Below are 19,251 nucleotides of genomic sequence, written 5' to 3' on the forward strand. Positions count from 1 at the left end.
TTCGCCGTGCTGTTCGGCATCGCGCTGGCCGCCATCGGCGATCGCGGCAACCCGGTGATGGCGGTGCTGAACTCGCTCTCCCAGGCCATGTTCCGCCTGGTGGCGATCCTGATGAAGACCGCCCCCATCGGCGCGTTCGGCGCCATGGCCTTCACCATCGGCAAATACGGCATCGGCTCGGTGGCCAACCTCGCCATGCTGGTCGGCACCTTCTATCTGACGGCCGGTTTGTTCGTGTTCATCGTTCTGGGCGCGGTTGCGCGCTACAACGGGTTCTCGATCATCGCCCTGCTGCGCTACATCAAGGAGGAATTGCTCCTGGTGCTGGGCACGTCCTCGTCCGAGGCGGCGCTGCCGAGCCTGATGGAGAAGATGGAGCGGGCCGGCTGCGCCAAGTCGGTGGTGGGGCTGGTGATCCCCACCGGCTATTCGTTCAACCTCGACGGCACCAACATCTATATGACGCTGGCGGCGCTGTTCATCGCTCAGGCAACCGGCATCGACCTCAGCCTGACCGACCAGGTGGTCCTGCTGCTGGTGGCGATGCTCAGCTCGAAGGGCGCGGCCGGCATCACGGGGGCGGGCTTCATCACCCTTGCCGCGACGCTGTCGGTGGTGCCGGCGGTTCCGGTGGCGGGCATGGCGCTCATTCTCGGCATCGACCGCTTCATGTCGGAATGCCGCGCCATCACCAACTTCATCGGCAATGCGGTGGCCACCATTGTGGTCGCGCGCTGGGAAGGGGAATTGGATAAGGACCAGCTCGCCCGCGCCCTCGCCGGCACCCTCGATCCCGACACGCTGCTGGATCGCCCGGTGGTGCTGGAGGGCGAAGCGGTCGCCGTCCGTCCGGCGGCCTGATCCTCGACCGTTTCGGTCTCAACCAGGCGCGGCGCTCTTCCTCGGGAGAGGCGTCGCGCCTGCATGCTTCCTCCTCGCAGGGCCCCGTGCAGGGCGGCCCTGCGCCCCCTTCATTCGATCCCCAAGCGTCCGACGCCGGGCTCAGAGCGCAGGTGCCGCTTCGCCTTCGCCCTCATCCCGCCATCCCGCGACGCTCTGGGGAAGAATGAAGGGGCTGGAGGGAACAAGGTTCACTCGGACCTGAACCCCGAACCCCTGCGCCAATATCGCATCCGTCAGCACCTGCTCCGGTGGTCCTTCCGCCAGGATGCGCCCCATGGCGAGCAAGAGGATGCGATCCGCCACCATGGCGGCGAGGTTGAGATCGTGCAGCACCGCCAGCACGCCGCCACCCGCCGCCGCATGGGCGCGCGCGAGGCGCAGCACCAGGAGCTGGTGCGACAGATCAAGGCTGGAGGTGGGCTCGTCCAGCAGCAGATAGCGCGGCGTGGTGGGATCGCCGCTCTCCAACTGGCCGAGCACCCGCGCGAGATGAACCCGCTGGCGCTCACCGCCCGAAAGTGAATCATATCGGCGCGCGGCAAAGTCCGGCAGATCCACGCGCGCCAGCAGCCGCGCCACATGGGCCGACGTGCGCCCGCCCGCGCCGCCGCCGAGGCCGATGGCCACCACTTCGCCCACGCTGAAGGGAAAGGCGACGTCGGCGGCCTGCGGCAGCACCGCGCGCCGCCGGGCGAGGGCCGGGGCGGCAAGGCCCGCGAGATCGGCGCCATCCAATGTCACCCGGCCGCGCGTCGGCTTGCGTTCGCCCGCCAACAGCTTGAGCAGGCTGGATTTTCCCGCGCCATTGGGGCCGACCACCACCGTGACCGCGCCGGGGCGGATGGCGATGCTGACGCCGTCGAGCAAAGTCTTGCCATTGAGGGTCAGGCCCAGATCATGGGTCTCGTACATGCCTCACCCGATCGCCGTTCGGTGCCGCAGCAGCCAGAGAAAGAACGGCGCGCCCACCAATGCGGTGACGACGCCGAGCGGCAGTTCCGCGGGCGCGGCGATCATCCGAGCGAGGATGTCGGCGCCGAGCAGGACCGCAGCGCCGAGCAGAGCGCAGGCCGGCAGCAGGGCGCGATGGGCGGGGCCGATGGAGAGTCGCACCAGATGGGGCACGACGAGGCCGATGAAGCCGATGACGCCGGTCGCGGCCACGCACGCGCCGACGCCCGCCGCCACCAGGATGATGGCGATGCGCTTGAGATGTTCCACCCTCAATCCCAGGTGGAAGGCTTCCGCTTCGCCCAATGCCAGCGCGTCGAGGCCCCGCGCCAGCAGCGGCGAGGCGGCCAGCAAAGCGAGGACGAAGGGCGCCGTCATGGCCACCTTCAGCCAGGTGGCGCCGCCGAGGCTGCCGAGGGTCCAGAACAGGAATTCGCGCGATTGCTGCTCGCTCGCCATGAACACCAGCACGCCGGTGCCCGCGCTCGCCAGCGCGCCGAGCGCAAGGCCGGCGAACAGCAGCGTCGCCATGGAGGTGTAGCCCTCCCGCATGGCAAGCCGGGAGATCAGCAAGGTGGTGGCGAGCCCCCCGGCGAAGGCGGCGAGCGGCAGGCCGAGCGGACGCATCGCAACAGGGAGCGCGGAAGCGGCACTCGCGCCGAGCACGATCCAGGCGACCGCGGCGAGGGCCGCGCCGGGCGATACGCCGATGAGGCCGGGATCGGCCAGGGGATTGCGGAAAACCCCTTGCATGATCGCCCCGGCCACCGCCGTGCCCGCCCCCACCAGCGCGCCCAGCACGGCGCGCGGGAGGCGCACGTCCAGCACGATCACCCAATCGCGCACCCCCGCGCCAGCCGGCGTGACGTGCCCCGCCAGCGCTTGCGTCAACACTTGCCAGACGCGCGTGAGCGGCAGCGTCACGGGGCCGATGGCCAATGCGGCGAAGAAGGCAAGGAGGGCGAGGAGCGCGAACACCCCCAGCCCGGTCCGCGCCGACCACACCGTGGTGCGCTCTGAGCGCGGCTGTCCGCTGACGGTCTTGCCGCTCAACGCATCGCCATTCATGGCATCGCTTCCTGTGCCCAGGAGCGCGGTGGCAAAGAGGGAAGGGTTTCGCCGGGACGCAGCGCAAGGGCGAGATCGCGCACCGCCTGCGGCGTGCGGGGGCCGAACCCGAGGAGATAGGAGCCGGGCAAGGCCACGAAACGATCGTCTCGGGCGGCCGTGGTGCCCTTGAAGGCGGGCAAAGCGAAGATCATGGGCGCGGTGAGTACCTGTCCCGCGCCGCTCATCACAACCACCGCCTGCGGATCGGCGGCGAATGCGGCTTCGTCCACGGCGGGCTTGTAGCCGGTGATGCCGGACATGGCATTCTCCGCCCCCGCGAGGCGGAGCATGGCGTCGGCGCTGGTGCCGGCGCCGCCCACCACGGCCGTGCCGCTGGCGGCGGAGAGCACGAAGGCGGCGCGCGGCCGGTTCTCAAGGCGCGCCACATCGCCTGCAACCTGCGCGAAATCCGCCTTCAGCGCCGCCACCAACCGTGCCCCGGCCTCGGTTGCGCCGACCGCGCCGGCCACAGCCTCCACCTTGCGGATCACGCCCTCGGCATCGTGCCCCTCGGGGATCATGACCACCGGCACCGAGGCGCTCTTGAGCACCGCCAGCGTTTCGGGTGGACCGGACCCCTCGATGGCGAGGATCAGGCTCGGGCCGACGGAGAGCACGCCTTCGGGGGTCAGGGTGCGCGCATAGCCCACATTGGGCAGCGCCCCGGCGGCGGCGGGGTAGGTGCTCGTCTGGTCGACGGCGATCACCTTGTTGCCGAGGCCCAGGGCGAACAACGTCTCGGTCACGGCGCCACCGATGGAGACGATGCGGGACGTGTCCTGTGCGGGCCGCCCATCCTCTGTCGCCGCGGGCGCGAGCCCGCAAATGAACAAGATAGCCATTAGAATTGATACAAGTCTAATTCTAATGGCCCTCTTGTAAGTAGTAAAATGATTTGAAAGTCGAATCATTTCGTTTTCCTCTTCATGAGATGTGCTGGATTAAGCGCTAATTTTTGAACTTTTATAATGAAAAAACAAAACGAAGCGCATGCAATATGAGATGTTTTCATGCGCCAATCGGAATTGCATTACAATATTAGAGCTAATCCACTTGACCTGACGGTGACCACACCTTAGGCGAAGGGTGGGGCGCATCGCTGCGCCGAAGCTCGCAAAGCCCTCTCGGGTGGTAGCCAGAAGCCTCTTCACCAGGAGCCTTGACATGACTCGCACCCTCGCGGGACAGCGAACGCACGTCCGCTTGCGCGGAGCCCGGCTATCCAGCGTCGCGATCGCGGCGATCTGCGCCGGCACCGGCTTCGCTTGGGCGCAATCGGCGCCCCAGGCGGTCCCGGTGCAGATCGTCCAGCCCGGACCGGACGATACCATAGCGCTGGATGCCATCACGGTGGTCGCAACCAAGACCGAGCAACTCGCCATCGATACGCTGGCTGGCGTCAGCGTGCTGCGCGAGGACCAGCTTGAGCCGCTCATGGCCAGCCGGATGTTAGACCTATTCACCGGCATGCCCGGCACCACGGCCCTGCAGAACGCAAACTCCTCCGGCACCTCCATCAATATCCGCGGCCTGCAGGATTTCGGCCGGGTCGCGGTGATCGTCGATGGCGCGCGGCAGGATTTCACCCAGCTCGGCCATGCCAATCAGGCCGGCAGCTTCTTCCTGGAGCCGGGGCTGGTGGCCGGGGTGGACGTGGTACGCGGACCGGTCTCCAACATCTTCGGCTCGGGCGCCATCGGCGGCGTGGTGACGATGCGCACCAAGGATGCCAACGACATCATCCTGCCGGGCAACACCTGGGGCGTGGAAGGCAATTCCGAGTTCGGCTCCAACGGCCCCATGGGCTTCGGCTCCCTGTTCGCCGCCACCCATATCGGCCAGAACGTGGATGTATTCGCCGGCGGCACCTATCGCAGCCAGTCCGACTACAAGGACGGCAATGGCAATGTGGTGCAGAATTCCGGCTATGACACATGGACGGGCATCGCCAAGGTCACGGTGCGCCCGGCCGATTTCCATGAAGTGAAGGTCACCGCGCTCAATTACGACAGCAGCTACACCACCAGCGACGGCGCGGTGACGCCGACCTCCACGCAATATGCCACCGACGTCACGAACCGGACTGTGACGGCGAGTTGGAACTATTCGAACCCCGACGACCGCCTGTTCGATTGGCGCAGCAGCGTCTATTGGAACCAGGTCGCGCTCGACCAGACCAAGGTCGCCGGCAGTTCCAACCTCATCACCGGCGCCGTGGGAAACCCCCGCAGCTTTACCATCGATACGCTCGGCTTCGACGTCAATAATACCTCGCGGTTCGACTTCGGGCCGGTCCGCAACGCCGTTACCATCGGTGGCGATTACTTCCATGACGAAGTCAGCAACATCGACAATTACGGCTTCGGCGACGGCTACAACCCCTCGGGCGAGCGCGGCGTCGGCGGCGGGTTCGTGCAGTGGCAGGCGAACTATTCCACCTGGTTCCAGGCGATCGCCGGCCTGCGCTATGACAGCTATGAATTGTCCGGCGACGGTACGACCAATAGCGGCGATCATCTCTCGCCGAAGCTGACCATCGGCATCACGCCACTGTCCTGGTTCACCTTCTACGGCACCTATGCCGAGGGCTATCGCGCCCCGAGCGTCACCGAAGCGCTGGTCGCCGGCCCGCACCCCGCCGTGTTCCCCGGCGGCGCCGCGCCGTTCAGCTTCGTGCCGAACCCGGACCTCCAGGCGGAAGTCGGCAAGAACAAGGAACTCGGCGTCAATATCAAGTATGACGACCTGTTCACGAAGGGCGACAAGGTCCGCATCAAGGCGAACATCTATCGCAACGATGTGGAGAATTATATCGACCTCGTGACCTATGGGCCGGCCTCCTGCCTAGTCACGCTGCCGTCTTTCGTGCGGTGCCCGGCGGCGCTGCAGAACCCCTATTCGCTCGCGCAATACCAAAATGTCGCCGAGGCTCAGCTTGAGGGCTTCGAGTTCGAGGGCAATTACGACGCGGGCTTGTGGTTCGCGGGCCTTTCCGGCCAGACCAGCACCGGCAAGGCAACCGCCGGCCCCACCGCCGGCCAGCCGCTAGCCTCGGTGCCGCCGGACCAGATCACCTCCACGGTCGGGCTGCGGTTCCTGGAGCGCAAGCTCAGCCTCGCCCTGCGCTGGACCGCGGTGGCCGCCAAGACGGCCGAGGATCTGCCGACCAATTCGGTCTACGACCCCTCGCCGAGCTTCAATCTGGTGAGCGCCTATCTCGGCTACCAGCCCTCGGAAAACGTGATGATGCAGCTCTCGGTCGAGAACCTGCTGAACGAGCAGTATACCCAGTTCGAGAACTTCCTGCCGAGCGCCGGACTCACCGTGAAGGGCGGATTGACCATCCGCTTCGGCGGCGGCGCCCTGGCCTCCGGCGCGCCCGCGCGGATCGTGAAATGAGCGGCAAGATATTCATTCCAGGCCGGACACCGGACATCCGGGCGTCGATGGAGCGCGGTCTATGACGGTTCACGAAGAGATTCTCGAAGAAAGCCGCGCCAAGCGGTTGCGCGCGGCATCGACGGCGCTTCACGAGCAGGTCGACGCGGCCGTGATGGCTGCCGCGCCGTTCGCCGACCTGGGCAATTATGCCCGCTTCCTGCGCTTCCAGTATCGGCTGCACCGGCAAGTGGCGCCTCTGTACGCGGCGCCGTTTCTCCAGCCGATCCTGCCCGGACTTGCCGAGCGCGAACGGCTCTCGGCGGTGGAGCGCGACTTTGCGGACCTCGGCGTGCCGCTGCCCGAATTGGCCCATGAGATCCCGATCCTCCCCACACCCGAGGCGCTGGGTTGGCTCTATGTGGTGGAGGGCTCGAACATGGGCGCGGCCTTCCTGTTGAAGGCGGCGAGCCGGATCGATCTGTCCGAGGCCTTCGGCGCGCGGCACCTTGCGGCCCATGGCGAAGGGCGCGGCCTGCATTGGCGGCGATTCACCCAAGCCCTCGACGCCATCTCCCTCACCCCGATCGAGGATCTGCGCGCCGAGGCGGCGGCGGTCGGGGCGTTCGGCTATGTGCTGAATCTGGTGCGAGACGAACTGGCATAGCGTTCGGCGCCGGGCGATGACCCGGCGCATCGCCTCCCGGCGCTCGCATGCGTGGATTACCCCTGCACAGGCCGGGGCGGCAGGGTGCGGGGCAGATGCGTGCCGTGACCCTTGCGGCCTTCAAGTTTGCCGTCGCGCACCACCACCTGCCCACGCACCATGGTGAGCACCGGCCAGCCCTGGATCGCCATGCCCTCGTAGGGCGTGTAATCGCAGCCGTCCTGAAGCAGATCGTGGGTCAGTTCCACGCGCGCCTCCGGGTCCCAGATGGCGATGTCCGCATCCGCGCCCACGGCGATGGTGCCCTTGCGGGGATAGAGCCCGTAGACCTTGGCATGATTGGTCGATGTCACCGCGACGAAGCGGTTGATGTCGATCCGGCCCTTCATCACCCCTTCGGAGAACAGGATCGGCAGCCGCGCGGCGACGCCGGGAATGCCGTTCGGCACCCAGCGGAAGCTGGTGCGCCCCTTGGGTGCCAGCTTGCCGTGCGGGTCATCGTAGCGAAACGGACAGTGATCTGACGAGAACACCGAGAACACGTCCTGCTGCAAGCCTTCCCAGCAGGCGATTTGGCTCTCGACATCGCGCGGGGGTGGCGAGCACACATATTTTGCGCCCTCCATGTTGAGGCCGTCGAGGTCATCGGCGGTCAGCACCAGATATTGCGGACAGGTCTCGCCCATCACATTGAGGCCCTTGGCCTGGGCGCGGCGGATTTCATCCATCGCCTCGCGATTGGACACATGCACCACCATCAGGGGCACGTCGGACAGTTCGGCGAGCGAGATCGCCCGATGGGTCGCCTCGCGCTCGGCGATGGCGGGACGGGAGGCGGCGTGGAAGCGCGGTGCCACCTTGCCCTCCTGTTCCAGCCGGTCGGTGAGGAAGCGGATGATGTCGTAATTCTCGGCATGGACCATCACCAGGGCGCCGGTGCGCCGGGCGACCTCCATCACTTCGAGGATCTGGCGGTCGGTGAGCGCCAGACCCTCATAGGTCATGAAGACCTTGAACGAGGGATAGCCGTCTTCCACCAGGGCCGGCAGTTCCTGCCCGAGCACCTGTTCGGTCGGGTCGGAAATGATCAGGTGGAAGGAGGTGTCCACATAGCATTCGCCATCCGCCAGGGCGTGATAGGCCTTCAAAGCCGCGCGCAGCGACTGGCCCTGGCCCTGGAGGCAGAACGGCAGGATCGTCGTGTTGCCGCCGAGCGCGGCGGAGCGCGTGCCGCTGGCGAAATCGTCGGCCATGACGATTCCCTCGCCCGAGGGCTGGGAGAGATGCACATGGCTGTCGATGCCGCCCGGCAGCACCCATTTGCCGGTGGCATCGATCACCTGCGCGGCATCGAGGCCGGTGGCGAGCGCGGCGATGCGGCCGTCCTTGATGCCGATATCGCAGGTGAAGACATCCGCCGCGGTGGCGATGCGCCCATTGCGGATGACGAGATCATAAGCACTCATGGCGTGCATTCTCCGGGGAAGGGCAGGGGATATTTTGCCAGACGCGGGCGCCGCAGCGTAGATTGCCCCGCAGAGCGAAGCAGGATCGGCCGGGAACATCATGGAGCGCGCGAGCGGAATTGCGGCCATCAAGCGGAGCGCCGCGAAGGGCAACGGCGCGCCGCGCCAGCCGCGTCCGCAGACCACCTTGTCGCGCCGGGTGCCCTTCGCGCGTCAGATCGCCGACACGCTGCGGGACCTGATCATTCGGGGCGAGATGCCGCCCGGCGGGCGGATCATCGAGCGCGCCCTGTGCGAGCGGCTGAAGGTCTCGCGCACGCCGTTGCGGGAGGCCCTGAAGCTGCTGGAAGCCGAGGGGCTGATCGAGATCTCGCAGAACAAGGGCGCGCGGATCATGTCGTTCACGCCCGAGGAGGCCTCCAACCTGTTCGAGGTCATCGCCGGGCTGGAGAGCCTCGCGGCCGAACTCGCGGTGGTGCGCATCGGCGCCGACGACCTCGCGGCGCTGGACGATATGCATGCCCGCATGTGCGCCCATTTCGAGCGGCGCGAGAAGGATCCGTATTTTGAACTGAACAGCGCGATCCACGACGCGATCGTGCGCTCCTGCGCCAACCCGGTGCTCATCGCCACCCACGCCAATCTCATGCTGCGGGCGCGGCGGGGTCGCTACATGGCGATCCTCGATCCCGCGCGCTGGGCGGAATCGGTGGAGGAGCACGAAGCGGCGATGCAGGCGTTTCATCGCCGCGATCCGGAGTTGGCCCGCACGGTCTGGCGCCGGCATCTGATCCGCACCGGCGAAACGGTGTGCGCGGTGCTGGGCGCGATCACGGCCGCGGAGCTCGCGCTTGAGGTCGCCGACTCCGCCTGACGGCCGCCGATCCGGCGCGGATCGGAACGGGGGACGATTTCGGCTGCACAAATTACGGGCGCGGGAGCGAGACAGTGCCGCTTTCGGACACCGCGCGCCGGTCCCACGCCAGCGCCGCGCCATCCTTCGATGCGGTTGGCAAAGCCGGCTCCCATCGGGCCGGCTCCCCTGTCGCGGAGGGAGGCCCCGATGCTTAAAATATAGACAGATGCCCAAAGTTTGAGTTGCGCGCGCTCAATCATTCAGCGGTGCCGCACTGGTGATTTATGCCTAAGTTATTGCATAAAATAATGAAAATGCAATGGCATGCAATTTGATTTGAGTGTGTCATCGTTTTCGCGTCTCAAGCAACAAAGAGATTGCCATGACCTTCCCCAAGAACCGACCCGCCCCCTCCCGCCGCGGCTTCCTGAAAATGTCCGGTTCGCTCGCGGTCGGTGCCTTGGCCCTGCCGGCCTTGGGCACCTTCTCCGGACGCGCCCTCGCCGCTGCGCTCACCATCGCGGACATCAAGAAGGCGGGCGTGGTCCGCATCGGCGTCGAGGCGTCCTATCGTCCCTTCACGTTCCGCGAAGGCAGCGCCATCGTCGGCTATGACGTGGATCTCGCGAACGCCCTGTTCGCGCCCCTGGGCGTGAAGGTGGAGTTGATCGACACCGCCTGGGCCGGCGTCATTCCCGCGCTGTACGCCGGCAATTTCGATCTCATCATGACCTCCCTGACCTACACCAAGGAGCGGGTCGCGAAGGTGGGCTATTCGATCCCCTATACCGAGGCCACGCAGGAAATGCTGATCCGCGCGTCGGACGCGGACAAGATCAAGTCGCTCGACGGCATGTCCGGGAAGATACTGGGCGTGAAGCTCGGTTCGGCCGGCGATACCATGAAGACCAAGCTCGACGAGAAGCTGAAGGCTGCAACCGGCAAGGGCTTCTCCGAGGTGAAGGCCTATGACGACCATCCCGCCGCTTATCTGGCACTGGCGCAGGGCTCGGTGGATGGGGTGATCAACTCGCTCGCCACGCTCACGCAGGTGGTGAAGGACGCGCCGGGCAAATACGCCATCGTGCGCGATATCGGCCCGCGCAACTGGGCCGGCATCGGCACGCGCAAGGAGGATGTGGACCTGATCGCCTTCCTCAACGAGCGCATCAATGCGCTGAAGGCGAACGGGGAAATCTACAAGCTTCAGGAAAAATGGTTCGGCGTGCGGATGCAGCTCTCCGACACCATCCCGACCTTCTCCTGATCGCGCGTTCCAGGTTCGGACGGGGGCGCCGGTGCGCCCCCGGTCCGCGTCTCCGTTAGGTTCAAAAACACCATGAGCATAGATTGGGTCGTCGTCGAGATGGCCATTCCCCTGCTTGCCGAGGGCACGGTGACCACCCTCAAGATCGCGGCCGTCGCCGCGGTCTTCGGGCTCACCGGTGGCATCGCGCTCGGCCTCATTTCGCTCGGCGGCTGGACCTGGGCGCGCTTTCTCGTGCGGGCCTATGTGGATTTCATCCGCGGCACGCCGTTGCTGATCCAGATCTTCATCGTGTTCTTCGGCCTGCCGCTCATGGGCTTGCGGCTCGGTGAATTCTGGGCCGGTGTTATCGCGCTCTCGCTCAATTGCTCGGGCTACGTTTCCGAGATCGTGCGAGGAACGGTCGGGGCGGTGGAGAAGGGACAGACCGAGGCGGCGAAATCGATCGGCATGACCCAGGACAAGATCCTGCTCCATGTGCTGCTGCCGCAGTCGATCCGCCCCATGATGCCGGCCCTCACCAATGATCTGATCACGTTGCTGAAGAACACGTCCCTTCTCTCGGTGATTTCGGTCTATGAGCTGACGCGCTCCGGGCAGGCGATCATCGCCTCCCACTTCGCGCCGCTCGAAATCTTCGCCCTGCTGGCGATCTATTATTATGCCATCATCTCGGTGCTGTCGTACGCATCGCGGGTGATCGAACGCCGCCTGCCGGTGTGGTGATGATCATGACATCCGAACTCCACGCCCCGCGCGAAAAGCCGCTGCTCAGCGTGCGCAATCTGCGCAAGACGTTCGGCCAGCGCGAGATCTTGAAGGGCATCTCGTTCGATCTGAACGCCGGGCAGACCATGGTGCTGATCGGGCCCTCCGGCTCTGGCAAGACCACGGTTCTGCGCTGCCTCAACTATCTCGAAACGCCGAACGCCGGCGAGATCGAGCTGTCGGGAGAGCCCATCGGCGGCGCCTATGTGGGCGAAGACGCCCGTTGGGAGCCGCTGAGCGAGGCGCGGCTCGCAATTCAGCGCCGCATGTTCGGCTTCGTGTTCCAGCGCTTCAATTTGTTTCCCCATCTCACCGCGCTGGAAAATGTCGCGATCGGCCCGCGCAAGGTGCTCGGCCTGTCGCGGGAGGCGGCCAATGAGCGGGCGGCGCTTCAACTCGCGCGGGTCAGCCTTGCGACGCATATGGACAAGCGCCCCTCGCAGCTCTCCGGCGGCCAGCAGCAGCGGGTCGCCATCGCCCGCGCGCTCGCGATGGAGCCGCGCCTGATCCTGTTCGACGAACCCACCTCTGCGCTCGACCCCGAACTGGTGCACGAGGTGCTCGACGTGATGGGCGCGCTCGCCAGCGAGGGCATGACCATGGTGGTGGTCACCCACGAGATGAATTTCGCGCGCCGCGTCGCCGACAAGCTGATCTTCATGGCCGACGGCCACATCGTCGAGGAAGGCCCGCCCGAGGCCGTCTTTTCCGCGCCGCGCGAAGAGACGACCCGACGCTTCCTCGCCCACGTCCTGAATCGGTGATGTCCATGCCTGAACCGCTCTACGATCTCCTCATCACGGGCGCCACCGTCCTGACCGGCGATGCCGCCGGTACGACCTTCGAGAATGGTCTAATCGCCATAGCCGACGGGAGGTTCGCCCGCATCGAAGCGGCTTCTCCCGATCGTGCGCCGCCGCCGGCTGCCCGCACCATCGCCTTGCCGGGACGGGTGATCACGCCCGGCCTCGTCAACGTGCACACCCACGCCAATCTCAGCATGGTGCGCGGCGTCGCCGAGGATCTCGGCTTCGCTCCGGCTTATACCCCCGGCATTCCGCAGGGCCATATGGTGACGCCGGACGAGGCCTATGCCATCACCCGGCTTGGCGCGCTGGAGGCGATGCTGTTCGGCTCCACGCTCATCAACGACACCTTCGTTCACGCCGATATCGTCACGCCCGCCATGGCAGAGCTGGGCCTTCGGGTCTGGTCCTGCGGCCGCATCCATGATGTGGATTTTTCCGGCGTCTCCAAGGGGCGCTGGGAGCATGTGGATTCGATCGGCGACCGGACGTTGCAGGACGCCCTCGACCTTGCCGCCCGCTATGAGGGTAAGAGCGGGGGCCGCATCGGCGTTCAGCTCGCCGCCCATGCGCCCGACACCTGCTCCACGCCGTTCCTGCGCCGGATCGCCGAGGCGGCGCAGGCGAACGGGCTGCGCGTGACGACGCATCTCTCGCAGAGCAAGGTGGAACTTGCCCGCATTCGCGAGCGCGACGGCAAGAGCCCGCCTGAACTGATCGATGAGGTCGGCCTGCTCAACGAACGGCTGCTCGCGGTCCATTGCATCCATGTCAGCGAAGGCGACATCGCCCGCATCGGCCGGGCGGGGACCCATGTCGCCCATATCGCCAAGGGCAATGCCACCGGCGCCACCATCGCCCCGACTCAGAAGCTGCGGGCTGCGGGCGCGAAGCTGGCGCTCGGCACCGACAACATGCATGCCGACATGGTGGAGACCATGCGCTGGGCGCTGGCCGTGGGGCGCATCCAGCTTGGATCGGTGACCGCCGATTGGCAGCCCGCGACGGTGTTCGAGATGGCGACGATGGGCGGGGCCCGCGCCATGGGGCTGGAAGACAGCATCGGCTCCATCGAGGTCGGAAAACAAGCGGATCTTGTGGCCTTCGATTTCCGCCGGCCGCACCTGACGCCGATGATGAATGCGCTCGGGAATCTGGTGCACGTCGCCCAGGGGCGCGATGTGGAGATGGTGGTGGTCGACGGGGAAATCGTGGTTGCGGACGGGGCGCCCACCAAGGCCGATGCCGAGACGATCCGGCGCGAGGCTGACGCGGCGATCCGCGCGCTCTGGGCCCGGGCGCGGGAGGCCTGAAGACCATGCGGATTCTCCTCATCAATCCCAACACCTCGGCGGACATGACCGAACGCATGGTGGCGACCGCCGCTTCGGTGCTGAACCCGGACGTGGACCTGGTCGCCATGACCGCCGTGCGCGGCATGCCCTATATTGCGAGCCGGGCGGAATCCCTGATCGCGGGGACGATCACGCTGGAGATGATTGCCGAGCATCAGGCCGATGCCGATGCCATCGTCATCGGGGCGTTCGGCGATCCCGGCCTGATCGCGGCGCGCGAATTGTTCGATCTGCCCATCACCGCCATGGCCGAGGCGGCGATGCTCACGGCCTGCATGCTCGGCCGCCGCTTTTCCATCATCACCTTTTCCCGCACCCTCGTCGCCTGGTACGAGGATGCGGTGAGCCTGAGCGGGCTGGATGCGCGCTGCGCCAGCATCCGCGTGCCGGATGTCGGCTTCCACTCGGTCGCGACGGTGCAGCACGAGCTGGAAGGCGAACTGGTGGCGCAGACCGAGCGCGCGGTGCATGAGGACGGTGCCGACGTGGTCATTCTCGCCGGCGCGCCGCTGACCGGGCTCGCGTCCCGCATCGCCGACCAGGTTTCGGTCCCCTTGGTGGATCCGCTGTCTGCCGCCATCGGCCAGGCTCAGCTCCTGGCGCGTATGAAGCCGCGTCCGGCGCGGGCCGGGCGGTTCGCCCGGCCCGGCCCCAAGCCGGCCGCAGGCCTCTCGCCTGCGCTCGGGGCCTGGATGGAGCATCGGCCGGGTCCTGCGGAGACCCCTGTTCCAGCCGCTGCCGGCAGCGCCTGACGGCACTGGCGCGGTCTGGTTCGTTCCGGGTGCCGACCGTTCGTGGAAGGTTGGCTCCCGGTGGCAAGTCCAAGGGCAGCTGCGGCGTGAACACGGCCCGGGCGAAAATGGACACCTTCTTTCAAAACGGTTCGGGAGCGCACGTTCGTGCTTGGGCTCGGCCTTGCGGACGAGCGGATCTCCATCGATTTCAAGCGTTACGGAGCACGGCGCTATACCAACGTATATGAGATATAAACTCATCATATACCGTGAGAAACCCAGGTAGACTGGAGTGATCCGCCCGATTTTCTATCATCTGCACATCACCAAACGGTGATTGCTGATGTCGTCGGTACAGATGGTCAGTCTTGATGCGCCCGGGAAAAGAATATCCCTAAAAGCGTACCTGGAATGACCACCTGGGGCACCACGTCAGCGGCTTTCTCAACGCTGATGAGGATCAGGGCCATGTCGCTTCATATGTCTTCGCTGTTCGACGGCCGAGCCAAAGCGGTTTCAGGGGACATTATCCCCCTGGTGCACGCGGAAGGATCGGTGTTTCGCTCGATTGCCGATTTTGACTTCAGCTTCGCTCCCGGTGTGCAGATGCCGCGCGAGGGCAACGCAAACCACCTGTCCCTCCGCCTGCCGCACATGCAGCTTGTGATCGCTCTCTCTTCCGACACGACGGGGACACCGGCGACGTTGCGGGTTGTGGAGGTGCAGCGCAGCACCATCGCTGGACCGGCTGACCAGCATGCGCGCGAAGACGCTTCATCCGCCGCCGGTGGATACGAAACCGCATCGCGCACAGCTGCCACCCATGACGGCGTGGTGCAGCTTCTCTCTCGCGCGCTCGCAGCGGCCGAAATCGGCACCGGGGAGTTCGGCGGCGTCTATGCCGATGCGGTGCGCCTTGCCATCGTCACCCGCATGCTCAGCCTCGATGCGCCCCAGGTGCCCGCGCTGAAGACCGATCCGGAGCCCGTGCCCGCCGCGCCGCGCGCGCGGTCCGGCCTCCCCAAGTGGCGCCTCAAGCGTGTCGAGGCCTATATCGATGCGAACCTTGGGGAGAGCGTTTCCCTCGCCGACATGGCCGAGGCGGCCGGCTTGAGCCGGATGCATTTCGCGGCCCAGTTCCGCATCGCGACCGGCCAGCGCCCGCATGAATATCTGATGAGCCGCCGCATTGAGCGTGCCTGCCAGATGCTTCTGGAGACGAAGGAAAGCGTGGTTCAGGTGGCGCTCGGCGTCGGATTTCAGACCCAGGCCCACTTCACCACCGTGTTTCGCCGCTTCGTCGGCGAGACGCCCTACCGGTGGCGCAGCGCCAATCGTGCCCGCGCCTGAAACCGGAGGAGCGCGGGACATTTGCGCGCTTCACCTGTGCCCCAAACAATTATGACGCTGCGCCCCGGATGCCTTCTGGCAGGTTCGCAGCAATCAACAGAAAAGGGCGGAGGCCACGCTGTGGCACTCCGCCCTTTTCTGTTGAACGTTGTGGCGGAGTAGGCGCTCAGGAGTGGCGTCTCGTATGGCGCCACGGAAAGCCTCCGGCCTTTCAGTTTGATGCGCGGCACCACCCTTCGAAGGGTGTGATCGGAGCGGCCGCATCGGTGCGGCGTCGACCAACGTTGGCTTCCAGTCCTGCCCTCCTGTGCGAGCGAGGCTTGCGCGGAAGTCGCCTTCTGTCCCTGCCGCTCGCGCAAACGGAGCGCGTTCTGGTGCCCGGTAACAAAACAAGACTGCCACGCTTTCGCGCCGTCGCCAGGGCAGGCGGCGAGAAAACGTGGAAAGATCCTGTCGTGCCCACCGGCACCTTGCCTCGTTCAGTCTTCCTTCGGCGCCGGCCGTGGGTCCGCAAGGGGACGTGCACGGCCGGCGTTGGGGAAGGTCAACGGTGCTCAGTCGTCGGTGGCGTCGTCAGCCGGACCCCAGTGGGGATCCTGGAACGTCACGGCGGGCGCCGCCCGGCGCACGGCGGTGAAAGCGGGGGTCGAATAGTTTTCCACAGGGCTCGCCATGAACAGCGGGGTGGTCGCGTTATCGGCCGCAACGCTTTCGTCCGAAGCGGGATAAGCTGCGCGATAACCGGTATCCGTGCCATTGGCGAAGGCGGAATTGCTGGCGACGATGGCGCCCAGAGCGGCACCGACAAGAACAAAGCTCATTTTCATCTTACATCTCCTCAAGGGGTGACGGCCACCCGACGAGATGAATGGTGCCAGACACAGGGTCGTCTTAGAATTATATCGCGGTATAAACGGGATCATCATTGGTTTATGGGCGCATACCGAGGTATGTCGGGGGGATGACTTGCTGCTCCAAAGCGCGCCGCATTACAGCTTCCCCCGCCGCATGGCTCCGGCGTCGCTTGCTCGGAGGGTAGGGCGTTCGCCATATGGCCCGTGCCGGGAGCCATCGTCGAACCGCCTCGATCGGGCAGCCTACACTCAGCCCATGAGGTTCAAGCATTGTACAACCCGGTCGATGATGCGCCGCGGAAGCGTAAAGCTGCAGACGCGCAAAAATATACCAACGTATAAGCCAACCTTTCCCTAGCGTCGGGCTACATTCAACGCGTCGCTCGGAGAGGCCGCAGCATCGTTTTTCATTCCAAATTGGAGCAGGACATTGGGTGTTTTGAGGGCGATCGAAGCGCGACGCAGGGGCCGCGCTCTGGCCGGAATTGGAGGGCTGCCGGGCGGCGTCGCCATGCCGGTATCGGCGGCCGGGCTTGCTCTCGCGATCTTCATATTCGACACCTTCAGTTCGGTGGGCATCGCAATCGCCGTCCTGTACGTCGTCGTCGTCCTGATGGCCGTGAGCTTCACGCGGACGCGCGGGCTGGTTCTGGTGTCGCTGGGCTGTGCCTCATTGACGGTCCTCGCCTATCTGATCGAGCATGGCGAATATCAGGCGGGGCCGCCGCTGCTGCGCTGCGCCGTCAGTCTCCTCGCCATCCTGATCGCGACCGTCCTCGGCCTTCGTAATCAAAGGGCGACGCGCATCCTATTGGACAGCGAGCGCCGCTACCGGAGCATCTTCCAATCCACCGCGGTCTCGATCTGGGAAGAAGACCTCAGCCAGGTCACCCGCGAGCTGGATCGCCTACGAGCCGAGGGCATCACCGACCTGCGCGGTCATTTCGAACGTTCCCCGGAGGCGCTGCGCCGGTGCCTCTCGCTGGTGCGGGTTGTGGATGTGAACGAGGCGGCGATGGATCTCGTGGGGGCTTCGGATCGGCCGGAATTCATGGCGCAGCTCGCTCATGTCTTCCTGCCGGAGACCCAGGCCTCATTCCGCGAATTCATCCTCGCCTATTACGAGGGCGCCGCCCGCTTTTCCTATGAGACCGTTATCCGCACCATTCGGGGCGACCGGTGCTCGATCCTGATGAACGCCACGTTCCCCACCGGCGCCGACCCCTATGACAATGTGCTGGTCAGCATCGTCGACATTACCGACCGAATTCATGCCCAGCGGGCGCTCGAACAATCCCGCGCGGAGCTCGCCCACGTCGCGCGGGTGGTTACCCTCGGCGAACTCACGGCCTCCATCGCCCACGAGGTCAATCAGCCACTCGCCGCGATCGTCACCAATGGTGAAGCGGCCATGCGATGGCTTTCCCGCACCCCGCCCAATCTCGAGGAAGTTGGCGAATGCCTCGGCGAGATGGTGCGGGAAGGTCGGCGCGCCGGCGATGTGGTCAAGCGGCTGCGCAAGCTCGCAACGAAGGGAGAGCCCGAGCGCGCCACCCTGGATCTCTCGGCCGCCGTTGCCGAAGCCGTCGCTCTGGTGGAACGCGAGCTGTCCGAACAAGGCGTCGCGCTTCGACTCGATCTGGAGCCCAACCGGTTTCTGATCGTCGCGGATCGCGTGCAGATTCAGCAGGTGGTCATCAACCTCGTCATCAATGCGATCCACGCAATGGCCGATCTGCCGGTTCGCACGCTGTCGATCAGGGTGCACCATGAGACCCAGCTCGCAGACGCGCCCGCAGGCACGCCGTCGGAAGGGTTCATGGTGACCGTGACGGATACAGGGAAGGGCATCGCACCCGACGCCATGGCCAATCTGTTTACCGCCTTCTTCTCAACCAAGCCCACCGGCATGGGCATGGGATTGTCCATCTGCCGCTCCATCATCGAAGCCCATGGCGGGTTGATCTGGGCAACGCGCAATCCCGAGCGCGGCGTTTCCTTTCATTTCATCCTGCCCGCGACGCCGCAGGTTGCGGCATGAATGCTGGAAAGCCCTGGCGCCATGTCGCGGTGGCGATTCCCCGCACTCCTCGCACTCAGATCCGCCTGTCGCACGGCAAGCAGCCCGTGAGGCCTATGGATCTCAGAAGCATTCCGGCAAAAGTCGCAAAGGGCGCGTAATGAGGACAACGGGGGAGCGGTCGTGCGACGATCTTCTCCAGATATCCGTGACGCTTACGCAGAAGCGCCGGGCGGACCGAGCCAAGGCGTCATTTCGATAAACCACTGTATGATTCACCTGTCCGGTCATTCCCGTCATTATTTACATGAAACTGATGCGCGCCTTTGCAATCTGAAGACGTCGCCAACAGGGCCATACCTACCTTGGGAAAGATTTCTATCATCGACGACGAACTGGCCGTCCGCAAGGCGACTGGGAGTTTGGTGCGCTCGCTCGGCTTTGAGGCGAGGGCCTTCGGTTCGGCTGAGGAGTTCTTAGCCTCGCCGGCGGCGCTCGATAGCGACTGCATCATCTCTGACGTGCAAATGCCGGGAATGGGCGGGATCGGGCTGTACCAGGAGTTGGTGCGGCGCCGGAGCGCCATACCCTTCATCTTTATTACCGCCTTTTCAGAAGAGGGCGTCCGTCAGAAGCTCGGGCAACGCGTGCGGATCCTCCATAAGCCCTTCAAAGCCGATCTCCTCGCGGGTTATATCGAGAATGCCATCGGCTCGGACGGCACGCCCGCCTGACCGCAACCGACGTTGGCGTTCCCGCGCCGGGC

The 19,251-nt window shown here is 65.5% G+C and carries 17 protein-coding genes; 12 read left to right on the forward strand and 5 right to left on the reverse strand.

The genetic code is table 11. The features are described from left to right. Positions 1 to 861, forward strand: an 861-nt coding sequence (locus V5F77_RS19170) for a cation:dicarboxylate symporter family transporter (RefSeq protein ID WP_429006945.1), incomplete at its 5' end; no start/stop codon positions are given. Positions 862 to 1,002: 141 nt separating this feature from the next. Here V5F77_RS19170 and V5F77_RS19175 read toward each other — a convergent pair. Genes V5F77_RS19175 through V5F77_RS19185 form a run of 3 tightly spaced genes read right to left on the reverse strand, consistent with a single transcriptional unit; the run spans position 1,003 to position 3,806 of the window. Next, a complete protein-coding gene (locus tag V5F77_RS19175; RefSeq protein WP_429006946.1) occupies positions 1,003 to 1,815 on the reverse strand; it encodes a heme ABC transporter ATP-binding protein in 813 nt (270 codons plus the stop codon). A gap of 3 nt (positions 1,816 to 1,818) precedes the next feature. Next, complete coding sequence (locus V5F77_RS19180) at positions 1,819 to 2,922, reverse strand: FecCD family ABC transporter permease (protein ID WP_429006947.1); 1,104 nt, start codon at positions 2,920 to 2,922, stop codon at positions 1,819 to 1,821. After that, entirely contained in the window at positions 2,919 to 3,806 is an 888-nt protein-coding gene (locus tag V5F77_RS19185) for a heme/hemin ABC transporter substrate-binding protein (protein ID WP_429006948.1), read from the reverse strand. The genes V5F77_RS19180 and V5F77_RS19185 overlap by 4 nt, the downstream gene beginning before the upstream one ends. Positions 3,807 to 4,128: 322 nt before the next feature. Between V5F77_RS19185 and V5F77_RS19190 the strand changes: the two genes are divergently transcribed. Both V5F77_RS19190 and V5F77_RS19195 read left to right on the forward strand, forming a co-directional pair. After that, on the forward strand, positions 4,129 to 6,363 hold the full coding sequence (locus V5F77_RS19190; protein WP_429006949.1) for a TonB-dependent hemoglobin/transferrin/lactoferrin family receptor: 2,235 nt from the start codon (positions 4,129 to 4,131) through the stop codon (positions 6,361 to 6,363). 61 nt (positions 6,364 to 6,424) lie between these two features. Further along, on the forward strand, positions 6,425 to 7,009 hold the full coding sequence (locus tag V5F77_RS19195; protein WP_429006950.1) for a biliverdin-producing heme oxygenase: 585 nt from the start codon (positions 6,425 to 6,427) through the stop codon (positions 7,007 to 7,009). 56 nt (positions 7,010 to 7,065) lie between these two features. On the opposite strand, the gene hydA is transcribed toward V5F77_RS19195, so the two are convergent. After that, positions 7,066 to 8,475, reverse strand: a complete 1,410-nt coding sequence (gene hydA / locus V5F77_RS19200; RefSeq protein ID WP_429006951.1) for a dihydropyrimidinase — start codon at positions 8,473 to 8,475, stop codon at positions 7,066 to 7,068. Between the two features lie 100 nt (positions 8,476 to 8,575). On the opposite strand from hydA, the gene V5F77_RS19205 reads away from it, so the two are divergent. From V5F77_RS19205 to V5F77_RS19235, 7 genes are all read left to right on the forward strand, one after another. After that, the gene (locus V5F77_RS19205) at positions 8,576 to 9,349 is read left to right on the forward strand and encodes a GntR family transcriptional regulator (RefSeq protein ID WP_429006952.1); all 774 of its coding nucleotides are present in this window, start codon (positions 8,576 to 8,578) and stop codon (positions 9,347 to 9,349) included. Between the two features lie 364 nt (positions 9,350 to 9,713). Then, positions 9,714 to 10,598 (forward strand): transporter substrate-binding domain-containing protein, encoded by an 885-nt coding sequence (locus tag V5F77_RS19210; protein WP_429006953.1) that lies wholly within the window; start codon positions 9,714 to 9,716, stop codon positions 10,596 to 10,598. Positions 10,599 to 10,670: 72 nt separating this feature from the next. Beyond that, positions 10,671 to 11,324, forward strand: coding sequence for an amino acid ABC transporter permease (locus V5F77_RS19215; RefSeq protein ID WP_429006954.1), 654 nt, complete (start codon positions 10,671 to 10,673; stop codon positions 11,322 to 11,324). A gap of 5 nt (positions 11,325 to 11,329) precedes the next feature. Further along, positions 11,330 to 12,130 carry an amino acid ABC transporter ATP-binding protein gene (locus tag V5F77_RS19220; RefSeq protein ID WP_429006955.1) on the forward strand — a complete coding sequence of 267 codons (801 nt, stop codon included), beginning with the start codon at positions 11,330 to 11,332 and terminating at the stop codon, positions 12,128 to 12,130. Between the two features lie 5 nt (positions 12,131 to 12,135). Further along, positions 12,136 to 13,485, forward strand: coding sequence for an amidohydrolase family protein (locus V5F77_RS19225; protein WP_429006956.1), 1,350 nt, complete (start codon positions 12,136 to 12,138; stop codon positions 13,483 to 13,485). 5 nt (positions 13,486 to 13,490) lie between these two features. Next, positions 13,491 to 14,279: an aspartate/glutamate racemase family protein gene (locus V5F77_RS19230; RefSeq protein WP_429006957.1), complete on the forward strand. Its 789-nt coding sequence runs from the start codon at positions 13,491 to 13,493 to the stop codon at positions 14,277 to 14,279. A 450-nt stretch (positions 14,280 to 14,729) separates the two neighbouring features. After that, the gene (locus V5F77_RS19235; protein WP_429006958.1) at positions 14,730 to 15,611 is read left to right on the forward strand and encodes a helix-turn-helix domain-containing protein; all 882 of its coding nucleotides are present in this window, start codon (positions 14,730 to 14,732) and stop codon (positions 15,609 to 15,611) included. 554 nt (positions 15,612 to 16,165) lie between these two features. Here the strand turns inward: V5F77_RS19235 and V5F77_RS19240 are convergent. Then, positions 16,166 to 16,432, reverse strand: coding sequence for a hypothetical protein (locus V5F77_RS19240; protein WP_429006959.1), 267 nt, complete (start codon positions 16,430 to 16,432; stop codon positions 16,166 to 16,168). Positions 16,433 to 16,976: 544 nt separating this feature from the next. Between V5F77_RS19240 and V5F77_RS19245 the strand changes: the two genes are divergently transcribed. Both V5F77_RS19245 and V5F77_RS19250 read left to right on the forward strand, forming a co-directional pair. Further along, entirely contained in the window at positions 16,977 to 18,506 is a 1,530-nt protein-coding gene (locus V5F77_RS19245) for a sensor histidine kinase (protein ID WP_429006960.1), read from the forward strand. A gap of 344 nt (positions 18,507 to 18,850) precedes the next feature. Further along, positions 18,851 to 19,219 carry a response regulator transcription factor gene (locus V5F77_RS19250; protein WP_429006961.1) on the forward strand — a complete coding sequence of 123 codons (369 nt, stop codon included), beginning with the start codon at positions 18,851 to 18,853 and terminating at the stop codon, positions 19,217 to 19,219. Positions 19,220 to 19,251: the final 32 nt, after the last annotated feature.

Source organism: Roseixanthobacter psychrophilus, assembly GCF_043195195.1.
GTDB lineage: Bacteria > Pseudomonadota > Alphaproteobacteria > Rhizobiales > Xanthobacteraceae > NCEH01.

Coding starts and splice junctions, on each gene's coding strand:
- V5F77_RS19175 (WP_429006946.1), bottom strand. CDS start 1,815: ATGTACGAGACCCATGATCTGGGCCTGACCCTCAATGGCAAGACTTTG.
- V5F77_RS19180 (WP_429006947.1), bottom strand. CDS start 2,922: ATGAATGGCGATGCGTTGAGCGGCAAGACCGTCAGCGGACAGCCGCGC.
- V5F77_RS19185 (WP_429006948.1), bottom strand. CDS start 3,806: ATGGCTATCTTGTTCATTTGCGGGCTCGCGCCCGCGGCGACAGAGGAT.
- V5F77_RS19190 (WP_429006949.1), top strand. CDS start 4,129: ATGACTCGCACCCTCGCGGGACAGCGAACGCACGTCCGCTTGCGCGGA.
- V5F77_RS19195 (WP_429006950.1), top strand. CDS start 6,425: ATGACGGTTCACGAAGAGATTCTCGAAGAAAGCCGCGCCAAGCGGTTG.
- hydA (WP_429006951.1), bottom strand. CDS start 8,475: ATGAGTGCTTATGATCTCGTCATCCGCAATGGGCGCATCGCCACCGCG.
- V5F77_RS19205 (WP_429006952.1), top strand. CDS start 8,576: ATGGAGCGCGCGAGCGGAATTGCGGCCATCAAGCGGAGCGCCGCGAAG.
- V5F77_RS19210 (WP_429006953.1), top strand. CDS start 9,714: ATGACCTTCCCCAAGAACCGACCCGCCCCCTCCCGCCGCGGCTTCCTG.
- V5F77_RS19215 (WP_429006954.1), top strand. CDS start 10,671: ATGAGCATAGATTGGGTCGTCGTCGAGATGGCCATTCCCCTGCTTGCC.
- V5F77_RS19220 (WP_429006955.1), top strand. CDS start 11,330: ATGACATCCGAACTCCACGCCCCGCGCGAAAAGCCGCTGCTCAGCGTG.
- V5F77_RS19225 (WP_429006956.1), top strand. CDS start 12,136: ATGCCTGAACCGCTCTACGATCTCCTCATCACGGGCGCCACCGTCCTG.
- V5F77_RS19230 (WP_429006957.1), top strand. CDS start 13,491: ATGCGGATTCTCCTCATCAATCCCAACACCTCGGCGGACATGACCGAA.
- V5F77_RS19235 (WP_429006958.1), top strand. CDS start 14,730: ATGTCGCTTCATATGTCTTCGCTGTTCGACGGCCGAGCCAAAGCGGTT.
- V5F77_RS19240 (WP_429006959.1), bottom strand. CDS start 16,432: ATGAGCTTTGTTCTTGTCGGTGCCGCTCTGGGCGCCATCGTCGCCAGC.
- V5F77_RS19245 (WP_429006960.1), top strand. CDS start 16,977: ATGCCGGTATCGGCGGCCGGGCTTGCTCTCGCGATCTTCATATTCGAC.